This is a genomic window from Pseudomonas sp. NPDC047961 (genome assembly GCF_050272435.1).
Taxonomy (GTDB): Bacteria; Pseudomonadota; Gammaproteobacteria; order Pseudomonadales; family Pseudomonadaceae; genus Stutzerimonas.
The window spans coordinates 475704-490755 of the sequence record NZ_JBNNMD010000001.1 but is presented as its reverse complement, the minus strand read 5'-3'; the positions used below and the strand labels follow the sequence as shown (position 1 = coordinate 490755).

Below are 15052 nucleotides of genomic sequence, written 5' to 3'. Positions count from 1 at the left end.
CTTGCATGGGATTGAGGGGCGACGATGAAACTGCCGATCTATCAGGTCGATGCATTTACCCATGAGCTGTTCAAAGGCAACTCCGCTGCGGTTGTGCCGCTTCAGCAATGGCTGAGTGACGCGCAGATGCAGGCCATTGCCGTGGAGAACAACCTGTCCGAAACCGCCTTTCTGGTGCGTGAGCCAGATGGGGCTTTTCACATTCGCTGGTTCTCGCCGATCACCGAAATCGATTTCTGCGGGCACGCCACCTTGGCCAGTGCTTTCGTCCTGTTAGGGCAGAAGCTGGCGACGGCTCCGCTGGTCTTCCGTGCGGCCGCAGTAGGCGATATCAGCGTCGCTCAGTTGGACGACGGCTTGCTGGAGATGAGCTTTCCCAACCGTGCCCCGGAACCCGTCGAAAACCCGCCGGTCGAGCTGCTCAATGGGCTTCTCACCTTGCCGCAGACGGTGTTGAAAAGCAGCCAGGCCTGGTTTGCCGTGTACGAAGATGAAGATCAGGTGCGACAGCTATCACCCGATCTCGCGCTGCTCAAGTCACTGGCGCCACTGGATGTCGTGGCGACCGCGCCGGGACGTCAGCAGGATTTCGTCTCGCGCTATTTCTGGCCGGCCAATGGCGGCGACGAGGACCCGGTCACCGGCTCCATCCATGCCGGCCTGGCGCCGTACTGGAGCCAACGACTGGGCAAGACGCAGTTGCTGGCGCTGCAGGCCTCAAGCCGAAGTGGTTTGCTGCACTGCCGGGTCGAAGGCGAACGGGTTTTTGTCGCCGGGCATGCGGTCCTGTATTTGCAGGGCACGATTGAGGTGTAGTTCCCGGTTACGGAACAGGGGCGCTCGCGTCACGCAGCGCCGCTATCGAACCGGGCGCTAGAACGACTTCACGATCCGCCCGAGCAGCTCCATCGCTTTCTCGCTGCGCTCGTCCCAAGGATGCCCGTAGTTCAGGCGTGCGCAATTGCGAAAGCGCCGGGTGGCTGAAAAGATTGGTCCCGGAGCGAGGCTGATGCCCTGCGCGAGCGCCAGTTGCAACAATTGCAGCGAATCGACCCGCTCGGGAAATTCGAACCAGAGGAAGTAGCCGCCGCTGGGCCGCGTTACCCGGGTGCTGACAGGGAAGTGACGCGCGGCGGAGGCAAGCATTTCGCCCTGCTGACGTTCCAGTGCATGACGCAGCTTACGTAAATGGCGGTCGTAGCCGCCATGTTGCAGATAATCAGCGATAGCCGCTTGGGCCGGCACGGAGGGAGAAATCGTCGTCATCAGCTTGAGGCGGCTGATCTGTTCGGCATAGCGGCCGCCCGCGACCCAGCCGATCCGGTAACCCGGTGCCAGGCTTTTGGAAAAAGACCCGCAATGCATTACCCATCCGTCACGGTCGTGGCTCTTGACTGGTTTCGGCGGCTCCTGGTTGAAGTACAGCTCGGCGTAGACGTCGTCTTCGATCAGCGGGACCTGATGGCGCTGCAGCAACGCATAGAGGTTCTCTTTGTTTGCCTCGCACATGCTCGCACCGAGCGGATTCTGCAGGCTGCTCATGAACCAGCAGGCTTTGATTGGCAGGCTGCCCAGGCGGCTTTCCAGGGTGCCCAGGTCGATTCCGTCACGCGGATGAACCGGGATTTCCACAGCTTTAAGTTTGAGCCGCTCCAGCACCTGCAAGGTGGCGTAGAACGCGGGCGCTTCGATGGCGACCAGATCCCCCGGTTCGGTGACCACCTGTAAGCAGAGGTTCAACGCTTCCATCGCGCCGGTGGTGATTACCAGTTCGTCCAACGGCAGCATGACTCCGCTGATCATATAGCGCAGGGCGATCTGTCGACGCAGGTCGGGGTTGCCGGTGGTCATCTCGGCGATCACTTCACGCCCCGGCATCTCGCGCACGGTCTGCGCCATGGAGCGTGCCAGACGTTGCAGGGGAAACAGATCGGGACTGGGGAAGGCGGAACCGAACGGAACGGTGTCCGGATCGCGCAGCGAGGCGAGCACCGAGAACACCAGTTCGCTAACGTCAACATCGGTGGTTTCGCTCAGTCGTGGGCTGATCTCAGGCTCGGGAAGCAGGCGTCTGGCGTGCTCGCGAACAAAATAGCCCGAGCGCGCCCGGGCCTGGATCAAACCGCGATCCTCCAGCAGGTAGTACGCCTGGAACACGGTGGAGGGACTAACGCCGTAGGTGCGACTGGCATGGCGCACGGACGGCACCTTTTCGCCCGGCGCCAGCACGCCGGAGCGGATCAGTTCGGCAATTTCGTCAGCGAATTTCTCGTAGCGCTTCATCTGCTTCTGCTTCACCAAGGGACAATATCAGCCAGCCGCGTGAGCGTGAGCGGGCGCGTGCGCACTGCCACCATCCTATCGAACCCTTGGTGCAATGAAGGTACTCGGGGCGGTTACCTGGCGTGCCGGGTCGCTCGCGTCAGTGACCGAGAAGTGCAGCTTCTCGTGCGCGTTCACATTGTCGTCAACGAGCGCCACGCTGACCGGCACATCGACGATCTCGCCTGCGGCCAGGCTGATCTGATGCGGGCCGTGCAGCTCGTAAGGGCCTTCGCCCAGGGTGATCAGATAGTCGTGCGGCTGCTGGGTTTTATTGATCACCTTCAAGCTGTACATGTTTTCGATCTGGCCCTCGATATTTTCTCGGTAGAGGGTGCGGTCCTTGGTTACATCCAGGGATAACGTCGGTCGCGCTTCCAACGCCCAGACGAAGGCACCGATCATAATCACTAGCGCTCCGGCATAGCCGATCAGACGCGGTCGCAGCAGCCTGGTCTGGCCGCCTTCAAGCGCACGTTCGGAGGTATATCGAACCAGACCCCGGGCGTAACCCATCTTGTCCATGACGCTGTCGCAGGCGTCGATACAGGCACCGCAGCTCAGGCAGTCGAGTTGCAGGCCGTCGCGGATGTCGATACCGGTGGGGCAGACCTGCACGCACAGCGTGCAGTCGATGCAGTCGCCAAGGCCTTCGGCCTTTGGGTTGGCGTCTTTGCGCCGCGCGCCTCGTTGTTCACCCCGGGCGGCATCGTAGGACACCACCAGCGTGTCGCCATCGAACATCACACTCTGGAAGCGTGAATAGGGGCACATGTGCACGCACACCTGTTCACGCAGCCAGCCGGCGTTGATGTAGGTCGCGGCGGTGAAGAAGAACAGCCAGAACGCGGTGGTTCCGCCCAGCTGCAGACTGAACAGATTGATGACCAATTCACGGACCGGGGTGAAGTAGCCGACGAAGGCAATCGCCGTGGCCAGGCTTACGGCAAGCCAGACGGCGTGCTTGGCAGCGCGTCGGAACAGCTTGCTGAATGACAGCGGGGCGGCGTCCAGTTTGATTCGCTGGCTGCGATCACCCTCGGTGACTTTCTCAGCCCACATGAACACCCAGGTCCAGGTGCTTTGTGGGCAGGCGTAGCCGCACCAGACTCGACCCGCGAGCACAGTGATGAAGAACAAGCCGAAGGCGGCGATGATCAGCAACGCCGATAACAGGATGAAATCCTGGGGCCAGAATGTTGCCCCGAAAATATGGAATTGTTGTTTGTTCAAATCCCATAGCACCGCCTGGCGTCCGCCCCAGGTCAGCCACTGGGTGCCGAAATAGAGCAGAAACAAAAGTCCGCCGCCGATCAGGCGCAGATTGCGGAACAGGCCGGTAAAACTGCGGGTGTGAATCGGCCCGCCCGCCTGTGCCGGGGTCAGGCGTATCGGCTTGCGTGGATCGACGGTGTCGATGATTGTTGCGCGGATGCGTTCGGTCATTGGGGTGCCCCTGTCAGGCCATATCAGGCGGCGCCGATGATCTGATCAGGGTGTTTCGCATAACAGCCTCAGGTACCGTTGAAAAATACGCATCAGATGGTCGCTGCGCAGGTTTGGATCTGCACCCGACGGTCCATCCAAGGCGTGCGCGGCCGTAGCGTAGGGCTTTGGCGACGACCTCGGTAATGCACCGTGCCTGCACCGTGCGACGCTAGGCCACAGTCCGCAGAATCAGCTGATGCGGTTTTTCCGTGCCCATCTGCACCTGTTTCGAGGCGAGCGAGGCAAGTCATAGTCGCTCGCGTGTGGCCGATGCGTGCTGTCAGCAGCCGTTCCCTGCATGATTACCCGTTCCGCTCAACCGCTTGATAGGACCCTCGATGATTCTCAAAGGCCTGACCTGGCTGGTCGTACTGCAGCTGCTTGGCAGCGTCATCCATCTCTCGCTGCTGCCGGCGCTGCCCGGTCCGATCATCGGCATGGTGCTGCTGTTCGGGCTGCTGTTGCTGCGCCGCGGCATTCCCGAACCGCTGGAAAAAACTGCCGCGCTGCTGTTGCAGTACCTGCCGTTGCTGTTGATCGTGCCGGCGGCGGGGATTATGACCAGCAGCGAGGCCTTGCTTGCAGACCTGCCGGCGATTGCCGCCGGGCTGGTGTTGTCGCTGGTGGTGACCGTGCCGTTCTGCGGCTGGCTGATGCAGCGGCTCATCCGACGCATGGACCGCCGGACGGAGGACCAGGCATGAGCGGCGTCGATTGGCGTAGCGTTTGGGCGCTGACCCTTGATCACCCGTTGTTCTCCGTGGCGCTGACTCTGATTGCCTTTCAACTGGCACTGGCGTTGTACCGACGCAGTGGTTGGCTGGTGTTGCAGCCGGTCATGGTCGGCATGCTGCTGGTGGTTGGCACGCTGTACCTGTGTGGCATCGACTATGCGAGCTATCGCGCCGACGCCTCGATGATCGCCGTGCTGGTCGGCCCGGCGACCGTGGCGCTGGCCGTGCCGCTGTACCGCCATATTCGCCGCATCCAGCAGCTGTTCTGGCCGATCCTCATCACGCTGGTGTCCGGTGGTGTACTCGGCGTTGCGCTGACCTTGGCGATCGCCGGCGCGCTGGGCGCGGACCTGTCGGTGCTGATGAGCCTCTCGCCTAAGGCAGCGACCATGCCGATCGCGATGTTGGTGGCTGAACAGCTGGGTGGCCTGGCGTCTTTGGCAGCGGTATTCGTCATGCTCACCGGGGTCATCGGTACCGCGCTTGGGCCGCTGTTGCTGGGTTGGGCCGGCGTCGATCATCCGGCGGCACGAGGCTTGAGCTATGGCATCAACGCGCACGCCATCGGCACGGCGAGGGCGCTGGAGGAGGGTGACGAGTGCGGCGCGTTCGCGGCGCTGGGGATGAGTCTGCTGGGCATTCTGATCGCATTGTTCCTGCCGTTGGTGCTGGGCTAAGGGGCTTTGTTGCATCGACAGCTGTTGCGATTGGCTCGCCTATGCCTAGGCTTAGGGCTCTTCCCTCAGGAGCGGTCCCATGTTCGAGCAGTTCCAGCGTAACGAGTGCGAGGTCAACGGCGTTCGGATCAACTATCGCAAGGGCGGCTCCGGTCCGCCTCTGCTGTTGCTGCACGGATACCCGCAGACGCACGTAATCTGGCACAAGGTGGCCGATCAGCTGGCTCAGCGCTTCACAGTCGTGGCGGCCGACCTGCGCGGTTACGGCGATAGCAGCAAGCCCGACGGCGGCGAGGACCACGTCGCCTATAGCAAGCGCGAAATGGCGCGGGATCAGGTCGAACTGATGCGCGCGTTGGGCTTCGAGCGCTTCGACCTGCTCGCCCACGACCGCGGGGCGCGGGTTAGCCATCGGCTGGCCATGGATCACCCGCAGGCCGTGCGGCGGCTTATCCTCCTGGATATCGCGCCGACCCTGGCGATGTACAGCCAGACCGACGAAGCCTTTGCTCGCGCCTACTGGCACTGGTTCTTCCTGATTCGTCCGGCGCCGCTGCCGGAAACGCTGCTCGAGGCCGACCCCGAACTTATCCTGCGCACCGCCGTGGCCACCCGCGCCGATCATGTGCATCCGTTCAGCGAGGTTGCGTTCGCCGAGTACCTGCGATGCATGAAGCTGCCCGGCACCGTTCATGCGTTCTGCGAGGACTATCGGGCCAGCGCCGGCATTGATCTCGACCATGACCGCGAAGACCGTGCCGCCAAGCGAATGATCGCCGCGCCGTTGCTGGTGCTGTGGGGTGCCAAGGGTGTAATCGAACGTTGTTTCGATCCGCTTGAGGAATGGCGCGCGGTTGCGTCAGACGTTCAGGGCAAGGCCCTGCCAGCGGGGCACTACCTGCCGGAAGAAGTGCCCGAGCTGCTATTGGAAGAAGTGCTGGCGTTTCTCGCCTGAGGTCGGCCATCGCGAGGCGGATATATCGATCATGGCGATAGGTTCGTACAGAAAAATCCAACCATGTAACCGGAGATTCAATAGAAGATCACCTCATTCCGTCACTCGGCGCGCCTGTCGTCGAGTCGGCCACCGTTTAGAGGTCTCCCAAATGATCGACATTCGTCCCCGCGCCGAGCTTGGCAGCGCCCAGCATGGTTGGTTGGATACCCGTCATCACTTTTCCTTCGCTGGATACCACGACCCGGCCCGCATGCACTGGGGGCACTTGCGGGTCTGGAATGACGACAGCATCGCACCGCATTCCGGCTTCCCGAGCCACCCGCATCGCGACATGGAAATCATCACCTACGTGCGTAAGGGCGCGATCACCCATGAGGACAGCCTCGGCAACCGCGGCCGGACCGTGGCAGGTGACGTCCAGGTGATGAGCGCCGGCACCGGCATCACCCACAGCGAATACAACCTGGAAGACGAGACCACCGAGATTTTCCAGATATGGATCTACCCGGATCAGTCCGGCTTGCCGCCTGCCTGGGGCACCCGGCCTTTCCCGGCCGGTGAGCGCGCCGGCAGCTTCGTCACTTTGGCCAGCGGGATGGCAGAGGACGGCGATGCCTTGTCCATTCGAGCCGATGCCCGCCTGGTTGCGGCGACACTTTCTGCCGGTCAGGTTGCCGAATACCAGATTGGCGCGGACCGGAAGGTTTACATGGTTGCGGCCAGTGGGCGTATCGAAGTCGGGGAGCGAATCGCGGCGGCAGGTGATGGGGTGGCAGTGCGAGATGAGAAGCAGCTGAGCATCAAGGCGTTGGAAGACAGTGAAATCGTGCTGGTCGACGTTCGCTGAACGTATCGACTTCCACTACTCAAACCGGAACACAACCCAGGAAGAGGAAACTGAAAATGGCGAAGATTCTCGTGGTGTATCACTCAATGTATGGCCACATCGAAACCATGGCCAATGCAGTGGCCGAAGGTGCGCGTCGTGTCGAAGGCGCGGAAGTGACCATCAAGCGCGTGCCGGAAACCATGCCGCAAGAGGCTTTCAAGAATGCCGGCGGTAAGGTCGACCAGCAGGCGCCTTTTGCCAATCCGGCGGAGCTGGCCGATTACGACGCGATCATCTTTGGTACGCCGACTCGCTTCGGCAACATGTCCGGGCAGATGCGTACCTTCCTCGATCAGACCGGTGGGCTCTGGGCCAAGGGCGCGCTGCACGGCAAGGTTGCCAGCGTGTTTACTTCGACCGGCACCGGCGGCGGTCAGGAGATGACCATTACCTCGACCTGGACCACTTTGGCGCACCACGGAATGATCATCGTGCCCACCGGCTACGGTATCGGCGAGTTCTTCGACATTTCTGAAGTGAATGGCGGCACGCCGTACGGTGCCTCGACCATCGCTGGCGGTGACGGCTCGCGTCAACCTTCCAATAAAGAACTGACCATTGCCCGTTACCAGGGCGAGCTGGTGGCCCAGACAACGGTCAAGCTGAAAGGCTGATCGGCCGTGAAGGTGCCGGGTGGCTTGGCTCGCCCGGCGTCCCGGCCCAATCAGCCGACTTGCAGCAACCCGTACATCAGCTCATCGACATAGCCGGCGTCGCTGGCACGTTTGTAGGCAGCCCGCTGAGTGCCTTCGTGAACGAAGCCCAGGCGTTCGTAAAAGGTGATGGCGCGGGGATTGTCCGCTTCGACTGTCAGCTCGATACGGGTGATGCCCGCTCGCTGCAGCCGCGCAAGGGCGTCCTGCATCATTCCCATGGCGATACCTCGGCCTTGAGCTTCCGGCGCCACGGCCAAGGTTCCAAGGTAGGCGACATGGGCAGTACGACCGACGTGCCGCTGCGCCTTGTAGAAGCCCATTACTTCGTCATCGATTTCGTATACGTAGAAACAGCCACTCTCGAACAACGGGTCGAACACCTTGCCGAACGCCTCGCGCGGCATCGGATCGAAGCCGAGGAAGGGCACCACTGACTCGTGCATGTAGATGTCGTAGACCCGATCAAAATCGGTAGGCGCGACCAGTCGGCGCATATCCATCCTCCTAGGGCAGGGGCGCGAACAGCGCCTCGATATCACTCGGCTCCAGTTGCCAACCGCCTTGACCACCGGCATCCAGCACGCCTGCGGCCAGTTCGGCTTTGCGTTGCTGCAGTTGCTGGATCTTTTCTTCGACGGTAGCGCGAGCGATCAGCTTGTAGACGAATACCGGCTTGCTCTGGCCGATGCGGTGCGCGCGGTCGGTGGCCTGGTTCTCCGCGGCCGGGTTCCACCAGGGGTCGTAATGGATCACGGTGTCGGCAGCCGTCAGGTTCAGTCCGGTGCCGCCAGCCTTGAGGCTGATCAGAAACAGCGGGACTTCCCCATTCTGGAACCGCTTGACGGGAGTGCGCCGATCCTTGGTTTCGCCGGTGATCTGTACATAGTCGATGGTGCGGCTCTGCAGCTCTTCTTCAATCAGCGAGAGCATCGAGGTGAACTGTGAAAACAGCAGAATTTTTCGGCCTTCAGCGAGCAGTTCGGTCAGTATCTCCATCAGGCTGTCGAGTTTGCCAGAGGTGCCGCCCCGGACTGGCCGGGCGACGTCGCCCTTGACCAGACGGAGATCGCAGCACACCTGACGCAGCTTGAGCAGTGCATCGAGGATGACGATCTGACTACGCGCCAGGCCTTTGCGGTCGATCTCCTCGCGGACTTTGCTGTCCATCGCCAGTCGCACGGTTTCGTACAGGTCGCGCTGAGCCGGGCTGAGCTCGACCCAGTGCAAGATCTCGTTTTTGGGCGGTAACTCCTGCGCGACCTGTTCTTTGCGTCGCCTGAGCAGGAAAGGTTTTATCCGCTTGGTGAGGTGCTCGAGCCGGTCGGCGTCGCCGTGTTTCTCGATAGGCGTGCGGTAATCCCGGGTGAATTGCTTGGTATCGCCGAGCCAACCGGGCATGAGGAAATGAAACAGCGACCAGAGCTCGCCCAAATGGTTTTCCAACGGCGTGCCGGTGAGGCAGAGGCGCTGGCGGGCGTCCAGACGTCCGGCAGCTTGCGCCGCCTTGCTGCTGGCGTTCTTGATGTTCTGGGCCTCGTCGAGCACCAGCACATGCAGCGGGACATCAGCGAGCAGGTCGATGTCTCTGGGCAGCAGCGCGTAGGTGGTGAGCAGCAGATCGTAGTCGGTCAGGTGCTGGTAGAGCTGTCGACGCGTCGTCCCGTGCAGGGTCGCCACTTTCAGCGATGGCGCGAAGCGGGCCGCTTCATCCTGCCAATTGGGGATGAGGGTAGTGGGCATCACGACAAGAGAGGGTCGGTCCAGCTTGCCCGCTTGCTTCTCCAGTAACAGGTGAGCGAGGGTCTGCAACGTTTTACCCAGGCCCATATCGTCGCCCAGAATGCCGCCGACCTCGAGGGCCCGTAGCGTTTGCATCCAGCGCAGGCCGTCCAGCTGATAGGGGCGCAGTGTTGCATTCAGGTCCCGCGGTGGGCTGATGTCTTCTTTGCGGTAATCGCGCAGTCGCTGGGCGAAAGCCCGTAAATGCTCGCCGCCATGCCATTGCAGTGGGAGCGAATCGAGCCCAGCCAGCCGGGCCGCATCGGTTCGCTCCAGTCGCAGGTGTTCGCCGTTTGGCTGTTCCTGCAGATAAAGCTCGGAAAGCGTCGCAAGGATGGGCTTCAAGCGACCAAATGGCAGCAATACCTGTAACGGCTGCTCATCATCGTCACGGCGCCGGTCAAGTTGTACGCGCAGGGTCTCGTCGTCGCTGCGTTGCGCCAGCGCCTGAGCGGAAAGCAGAGCGGGGTTGCGTTTGATCAGGCTGAGCAGGACCGGCAACAGGCTGATCCGCTCGCCCTCGACGATGATGCCGAGTTCCAGGTCGAACCAGCTGTGCTCGGGCGGCTCTTCGACGTCGACGTACCAGGCATCAATCGCCGTCAGATCGTAGGCGAAGCCGGGCTGCATGACGATCTGCCAGCCTTGCTCGCGCAGCGGGGCCAGTTGGGTTTGGGTGAAATTGAGCCAGGCTGCCTCGCTCGGCAGCTCGAACATCTCGGCCGAATCCTTCGGCAACGCCTGACTCTGGCGCAGCGCTGGGCGAAAACCCAGTTGCTGCAACTGCTGACGCAGCGCCTGTTCCGCGTCCGGCCGGCGGGCGATGCTCAACACGCGAGCGCCTTCGGTCTGACGTACGCGTTGGCCAGGCTTGGCTTTGCCGTGGACGTGGGTGTGGCCGTAGAGGAAAGTCAGCCCGGCACGATGCTGGTGCTCGCTCACCATGCGTCCACTGCTGAGCTGGTAGTTGACCGACTGATGGCTGCCGAGGTTCAGGTGGGGCAGTGGAAGCAGGTCATCGACCTGATGTTCTTCAGGCTTGGCGGGGGCCGGCAGCTGCGGGGCGATTTCATGCAGCGTCAAGCTGAACAGGGTGGCCTGGGCGGATGGAACCGAGGGTGCGTCGAGGAGGTGCCGAGCCAGTGGCATAGGCAGACCGTGATCGACCATGCCCATTTCGTTCCGGGCCCTGTCGATGTAATACAGCGGGTCCACAGCCGTAAGCAGTTCGCCGTGGGGCTCGGCCATGTCCAGTCCAGGCTGGAAACCACCGTCGGTTTGCTCGTTCCAGTTGAAGCGTGCCTGCCGGGGCCGGCCGGGCTGCAGGGGTGGCTGATCCCAGCTGAGAAAGGCGCGACCGCTCTCGAGAATCAAACGCAGGATTTCGCCGCCGTTCTCGCCGTTGGGCTTGAAACCATTGCCTGATGTGCGGCCCAGCGTTACCAGTGCGGCAATGCGCAAATCCAGCGGCTGCATGAAGGTCGGCTTGCGAAAGCTGGCTTCACGTAATCCATAGTAGGGCTGCCGCTCGCCCCAGGTGCCGTCTTTGTGTTGACGCACCTTGTAGACCTCCACGGAGAAGTCAGGGCATAGCAGATAGTGCAGACACCAGCCTTGGCCGGTTTGCGGGTTGTCACCTAGCGCCTGCGGGAGCTGCGATAGCCATTGTTCCAGCCGGTCAGGGAAGCGCTCACCGGACTGCTCGCTCTGCTTGGCGGGCAAGCGCTCGGCTTGCGCTTCGAGGGATGCTATCAGGGCTACGCAATGCTTGCAGTTGAGGCCAACCGGGCAGCTGCAGATGCAGCTGAGCCGGCCGTCGCGGGATAACTCCAGTGACTGACGATAGACGCTGCCAGCTGAACCGCGGCAGCTCGCTTCGACATACCGTGAGTCCTCACGGACGATCCTGATGCGGTTCTCCGCTGCGTACTGCTGGCCCCTGGCGATTGCGTTTTCGGAAAACGGTAATCGCCAGGCAGCGGGCAGGTTGGGGAGAAAGTCACCCTGCATCGGTGGATCGGGTGGTGAGTACAGGCGTCTTCGGCATCGTTACGGCTTTTCCGCGGACAAACGTTCAAGCAATGCCTCAAGCGTGTTGAAGCGCTCTTCGGCACGCTCCATCGGCACCTGAAACTTGAACATCGTGGCGCCTTCGAACTTGTAACGGTTGGGTTGGCTCTGGATCAGTTTGATCAGCACCATCGGGTCGACGCTTGTATCCGCAGCGAACTCGATACGTCCTCCTTGAGGCCCGGCGTCGATCTTGGTGATGCCGAGGCTGGCGGCCTGCAGCTTAAGCAGGGTCAGCCTGACCAAATGCTTGGCAGGTTCAGGCAGCAGACCGAAGCGGTCGATCATCTCCACCTGTAGTTCGCGCAAACCATTCTCGTCGGCGGCGTTGGCGATACGCTTGTAGAGAATCAGGCGAGCGTGCACATCCGGTAGATAGTCTTCTGGGATCAGCGCCGGTACGCGCAGATTGATTTCTGGTCCGCCACCCAGCGGCTGATCGAGGTTCGGTTGCTCACCCTTCTGTATGGATTTGACTGCGCGTTCGAGCATTTCCATATAAAGCGTGAATCCGACCGCCTGAATCTGCCCGCTCTGGCCGTCGCCAAGCAGCTCGCCGGCGCCGCGAATTTCCAGGTCGTGGGTGGCCAGGACGAAGCCCGCTCCCAGGTCCTGTGCGTTGGCGATGGCTTCGAGACGCTTCTCGGCGTCGGGGGTCATGGCCTTGCGCGGCGGGGTCAGCAGATAGGCGTAGGCCTGGTGGTGGCTGCGCCCGACTCGACCGCGCAGCTGGTGCAGCTGAGCGAGGCCGAACTTGTCGGCACGTTCGATGATGATGGTGTTGGCGCTGGGCACGTCGATACCGGTCTCGATGATGGTCGAGGCGATCAGGACGTTGAAACGCTTGTGATAGAAGTCGCCCATCACCTGTTCGAGTTCGCGTTCGCGCATCTGGCCGTGGCCGACGCCGATGCGCGCTTCGGGCACCAGCTCGGCAAGGTCAGCCGCACACTTTTCGATGGTCTTGACGTCGTTGTGCAGGTAATAGACCTGACCGCCGCGCAATAGCTCACGCAGCAACGCCTCCTTGATGACCGAGTTTTGTTGCTCCATGACGAAGGTGCGCACCGACAGCCGTCGTGCTGGCGGTGTGGCGATGATGGACAGGTCGCGCATACCGGCGACCGCCATGTTCAGGGTGCGCGGAATCGGTGTGGCGGTGAGGGTGAGAATGTCCACCTCGCTGCGCAGCGCTTTGAGCTGTTCCTTCTGACGCACCCCGAAGCGGTGCTCTTCGTCGATGATGACCAGTCCCAGGTTGGTGAACTTGACGTCGTCCTGCAGCAGTTTGTGCGTGCCGATGAGGATGTCGACCTTGCCTTCGGCCAGTTCCTGCACCGCGCTTTGGATTTCCTTGGTGGACTTGAAACGGCTCATCACTTCGACACGTACCGGCCAATCGGCGAAACGGTCGCGGAAGCTGTTGTAGTGCTGCTGGGCAAGCAAGGTTGTCGGAACCAGTACCGCCACTTGGCGACCGCTGTGAACGGCGATGAACGCCGCGCGCATGGCCACTTCGGTCTTGCCGAAACCCACATCGCCGCAGATCAGCCGGTCCATCGGCTTGGGTGCGAGCATGTCGTTGCGTACCGCTTCGATCGCGGCTTGCTGGTCGGGCGTTTCCTCGAACGGGAAACCGGCGCTGAAGGTTTCGTAATCGAGTTGTGGGTCTTCGAAGGCGTAGCCTTCCCGTGCGGCGCGGCGGGCGTAGATGTCGAGCAACTCGGCGGCGACATCGCGGACCTGCTCAGCGGCCTTGCGTTTGGCCTTCTGCCAGGTTTCCGAACCCAGCCGGTGCAACGGCGCCAGTGCGTCGTCGCTGCCGGTGTAGCGCGCAATCAGATGCAGGCTGGATACCGGCACGTAGAGCTTGGCTTCCTCGGCGTACTGCAGCATGAGGAATTCAGCGGCCTGGCCTTCGATTTCCAGGGTGACCAGCCCTTGATAGCGACCGACACCATGGTCGATGTGTACCACCGGTGAGCCCTCACGCAGTTCGGTGAGGTTCTTGATGACGTTCTCGCCAGCATCGCGGCCTTTCTCGCGTCGCCGGCGCTGCATGATCCGCTGCCCGAACAGCGGGCTTTCAGCAATCAATGCCAGGGCAGGTTCTTGCAGCAGTAATCCGTCATCCAGCGGGGCGATGGCAATGGCCAGACGCTCGTTGCTTTCGACGAACTGTGACCAGCCAGCGACTTCCTGGGGACGCAACTTTAGCCGCGCCAGCAGTTCCAGCAGCACTTCGCGACGCCCTGCAGATTCGGCGGTGAACAGCACGCGGCCCGGAAATTCCTCGAGGAAGCGGCGCAGCGCACCCAACGGCTCGCTGGCCTTGGCGTCAATGGCCAGTTCGGGGAATCGGCTGGCCGGGAAACGCTCGCGGCCAATGCCGGTTTCCACATCGTCCTGGCTCGCAACAACGCGCGGCCAGGACTTTAGGTGGGCGAAGCAATCTTCTACCGGCATGAACAATTCGACGGGGGGAAGCAGCGGCCGCTCGGGATCGACTCGGCGTTCCTCGTACCGGTTGCGCACGTCTTTCCAGAAGTGCTCGGCCGCTTGCTCAATCCCCGGCAACGAGAACACTTGAGTGTCCTCCGGCAGATAGTCGAATAACGTCGAGGTCTCATCGAAAAAAAGCGGCAGGTAGTACTCGATCCCGGCCGGTGTGATGCCGGTGGACAGATCCTGGTAGACCGGGCAGCGCCGGAAGTCCACGTCGAAACGCTCACGGAACCGCGCACGGAAGCCGGTGACCGATTCTTTCTTCAGCGGAAACTCGCGCGCCGGCAGCAGGCGGATTGACTCGACCTTATCAATCGAGCGCTGGTTTTCAGGATCGAAAGTGCGCAGTGTTTCGATCTCGTCATCGAACAGATCGATGCGGTAGGGCAGGGGGCTGCCCATCGGGAACAGGTCGATCAGCGCGCCACGAACGGCGAATTCGCCATGTTCGTAGACCGTATCGACGCAGCGGTAGCCAGCCGCTTCGAGGCGCGCCCGCATTTGCTCGACATCGAGCTTCTGGCCGACATCCAGCACCAGACTGGAACCGAGCAAAAACCGCTTCGGGGCCAGTTTGTGTAGCGCTGTGGTAATGGGAACTACCAGAACGCCGTGCGTCAGCTCTGGCAGTTGATAGAGCGCTGCGATCCGCTGGGAGATGATGTCCTGGTGCGGGGAAAACACGTCGTACGGCAGCGTTTCCCAGTCCGGGAAATGCAAAACCGGAAGCTCGGGCGCGAAGAACGCAAGCTCTTCCTGCAGCCGCTCGGCGCTTTGGCTGTCGGCGGTAAGAAGCAGAGTGAATCGATCTGCGTTGCTGGCTGCTTCGGCAATGGCCAGGCTCAGCGCGGCACCAGGAAGGTTGCCCCAGGTTTGCTTGCCGCTGGCGGCAGGCATGGGCGGAAGGCGCAATACGGACACGAGTGGGCGTGGCTCCGGTCGATAAAAATGGACCGCCCGGATTGTAACTATCC

At 61.9% G+C, this 15052-nt stretch carries 11 protein-coding genes; 6 read left to right on the top strand and 5 right to left on the bottom strand.

Annotated features, from left to right (window positions below; all coding sequences use genetic code 11):
• Window positions 1–36: 36 nt before the first annotated feature.
• A complete protein-coding gene (locus tag ACQKIK_RS02310) occupies window positions 37–816 on the top strand; it encodes a PhzF family phenazine biosynthesis protein (protein ID WP_241531122.1) in 780 nt (259 codons plus the stop codon).
• A 57-nt stretch (window positions 817–873) separates the two neighbouring features.
• Here ACQKIK_RS02310 and mapR read toward each other — a convergent pair whose 3' ends face one another.
• Together mapR and ccoG are read right to left on the bottom strand one after the other, a co-directional pair.
• A complete protein-coding gene (gene mapR, locus ACQKIK_RS02305; RefSeq protein WP_241530563.1) occupies window positions 874–2283 on the bottom strand; it encodes a GntR family transcriptional regulator MpaR in 1410 nt (469 codons plus the stop codon).
• 75 nt (window positions 2284–2358) lie between these two features.
• Window positions 2359–3768 carry a cytochrome c oxidase accessory protein CcoG gene (gene ccoG / locus ACQKIK_RS02300; protein ID WP_241530564.1) on the bottom strand — a complete coding sequence of 470 codons (1410 nt, stop codon included), beginning with the start codon at window positions 3766–3768 and terminating at the stop codon, window positions 2359–2361.
• A 380-nt stretch (window positions 3769–4148) separates the two neighbouring features.
• On the opposite strand from ccoG, the gene ACQKIK_RS02295 reads away from it, so the two are divergent.
• The 5 genes from ACQKIK_RS02295 (at window position 4149) to wrbA (ending at window position 7682) form a co-directional block, all read left to right on the top strand.
• Window positions 4149–4514 carry a CidA/LrgA family protein gene (locus ACQKIK_RS02295; RefSeq protein WP_045428905.1) on the top strand — a complete coding sequence of 122 codons (366 nt, stop codon included), beginning with the start codon at window positions 4149–4151 and terminating at the stop codon, window positions 4512–4514.
• On the top strand, window positions 4511–5221 hold the full coding sequence (locus ACQKIK_RS02290) for an LrgB family protein (RefSeq protein ID WP_064481911.1): 711 nt from the start codon (window positions 4511–4513) through the stop codon (window positions 5219–5221). Before ACQKIK_RS02295 ends, ACQKIK_RS02290 begins: the two co-directional genes overlap by 4 nt.
• A 79-nt stretch (window positions 5222–5300) precedes the next feature.
• On the top strand, window positions 5301–6176 hold the full coding sequence (locus tag ACQKIK_RS02285) for an alpha/beta fold hydrolase (protein ID WP_045428901.1): 876 nt from the start codon (window positions 5301–5303) through the stop codon (window positions 6174–6176).
• Window positions 6177–6327: 151 nt separating this feature from the next.
• Complete coding sequence (locus ACQKIK_RS02280; protein WP_241530565.1) at window positions 6328–7026, top strand: pirin family protein; 699 nt, start codon at window positions 6328–6330, stop codon at window positions 7024–7026.
• Window positions 7027–7082: 56 nt separating this feature from the next.
• On the top strand, window positions 7083–7682 hold the full coding sequence (wrbA, locus tag ACQKIK_RS02275; RefSeq protein ID WP_045428898.1) for an NAD(P)H:quinone oxidoreductase: 600 nt from the start codon (window positions 7083–7085) through the stop codon (window positions 7680–7682).
• Window positions 7683–7732: 50 nt separating this feature from the next.
• Here the strand turns inward: wrbA and ACQKIK_RS02270 are convergent, their stop codons facing one another.
• The 3 genes from ACQKIK_RS02270 to mfd are packed head-to-tail and all read right to left on the bottom strand — an operon-like array spanning window position 7733 to window position 14999.
• Window positions 7733–8218 (bottom strand): GNAT family N-acetyltransferase, encoded by a 486-nt coding sequence (locus ACQKIK_RS02270; protein ID WP_241530566.1) that lies wholly within the window; start codon window positions 8216–8218, stop codon window positions 7733–7735.
• Between the two features lie 10 nt (window positions 8219–8228).
• On the bottom strand, window positions 8229–11513 hold the full coding sequence (locus tag ACQKIK_RS02265; RefSeq protein ID WP_499134602.1) for a DEAD/DEAH box helicase: 3285 nt from the start codon (window positions 11511–11513) through the stop codon (window positions 8229–8231).
• Window positions 11514–11552: 39 nt separating this feature from the next.
• Entirely contained in the window at window positions 11553–14999 is a 3447-nt protein-coding gene (gene mfd / locus ACQKIK_RS02260) for a transcription-repair coupling factor (protein ID WP_073300786.1), read from the bottom strand.
• Between the last annotated feature and the right edge of the window lie 53 nt (window positions 15000–15052).

Excerpts from the sequence above, each read along its gene's own strand:
- ACQKIK_RS02280 (WP_241530565.1), top strand. The coding sequence starts at position 6,328 with ATGATCGACATTCGTCCCCGCGCCGAGCTTGGCAGCGCCCAGCATGGT.
- ccoG (WP_241530564.1), bottom strand. The coding sequence starts at position 3,768 with ATGACCGAACGCATCCGCGCAACAATCATCGACACCGTCGATCCACGC.
- ACQKIK_RS02290 (WP_064481911.1), top strand. The coding sequence starts at position 4,511 with ATGAGCGGCGTCGATTGGCGTAGCGTTTGGGCGCTGACCCTTGATCAC.
- wrbA (WP_045428898.1), top strand. The coding sequence starts at position 7,083 with ATGGCGAAGATTCTCGTGGTGTATCACTCAATGTATGGCCACATCGAA.
- ACQKIK_RS02270 (WP_241530566.1), bottom strand. The coding sequence starts at position 8,218 with ATGCGCCGACTGGTCGCGCCTACCGATTTTGATCGGGTCTACGACATC.
- ACQKIK_RS02295 (WP_045428905.1), top strand. The coding sequence starts at position 4,149 with ATGATTCTCAAAGGCCTGACCTGGCTGGTCGTACTGCAGCTGCTTGGC.
- ACQKIK_RS02265 (WP_499134602.1), bottom strand. The coding sequence starts at position 11,513 with ATGCAGGGTGACTTTCTCCCCAACCTGCCCGCTGCCTGGCGATTACCG.
- mapR (WP_241530563.1), bottom strand. The coding sequence starts at position 2,283 with ATGAAGCGCTACGAGAAATTCGCTGACGAAATTGCCGAACTGATCCGC.
- ACQKIK_RS02285 (WP_045428901.1), top strand. The coding sequence starts at position 5,301 with ATGTTCGAGCAGTTCCAGCGTAACGAGTGCGAGGTCAACGGCGTTCGG.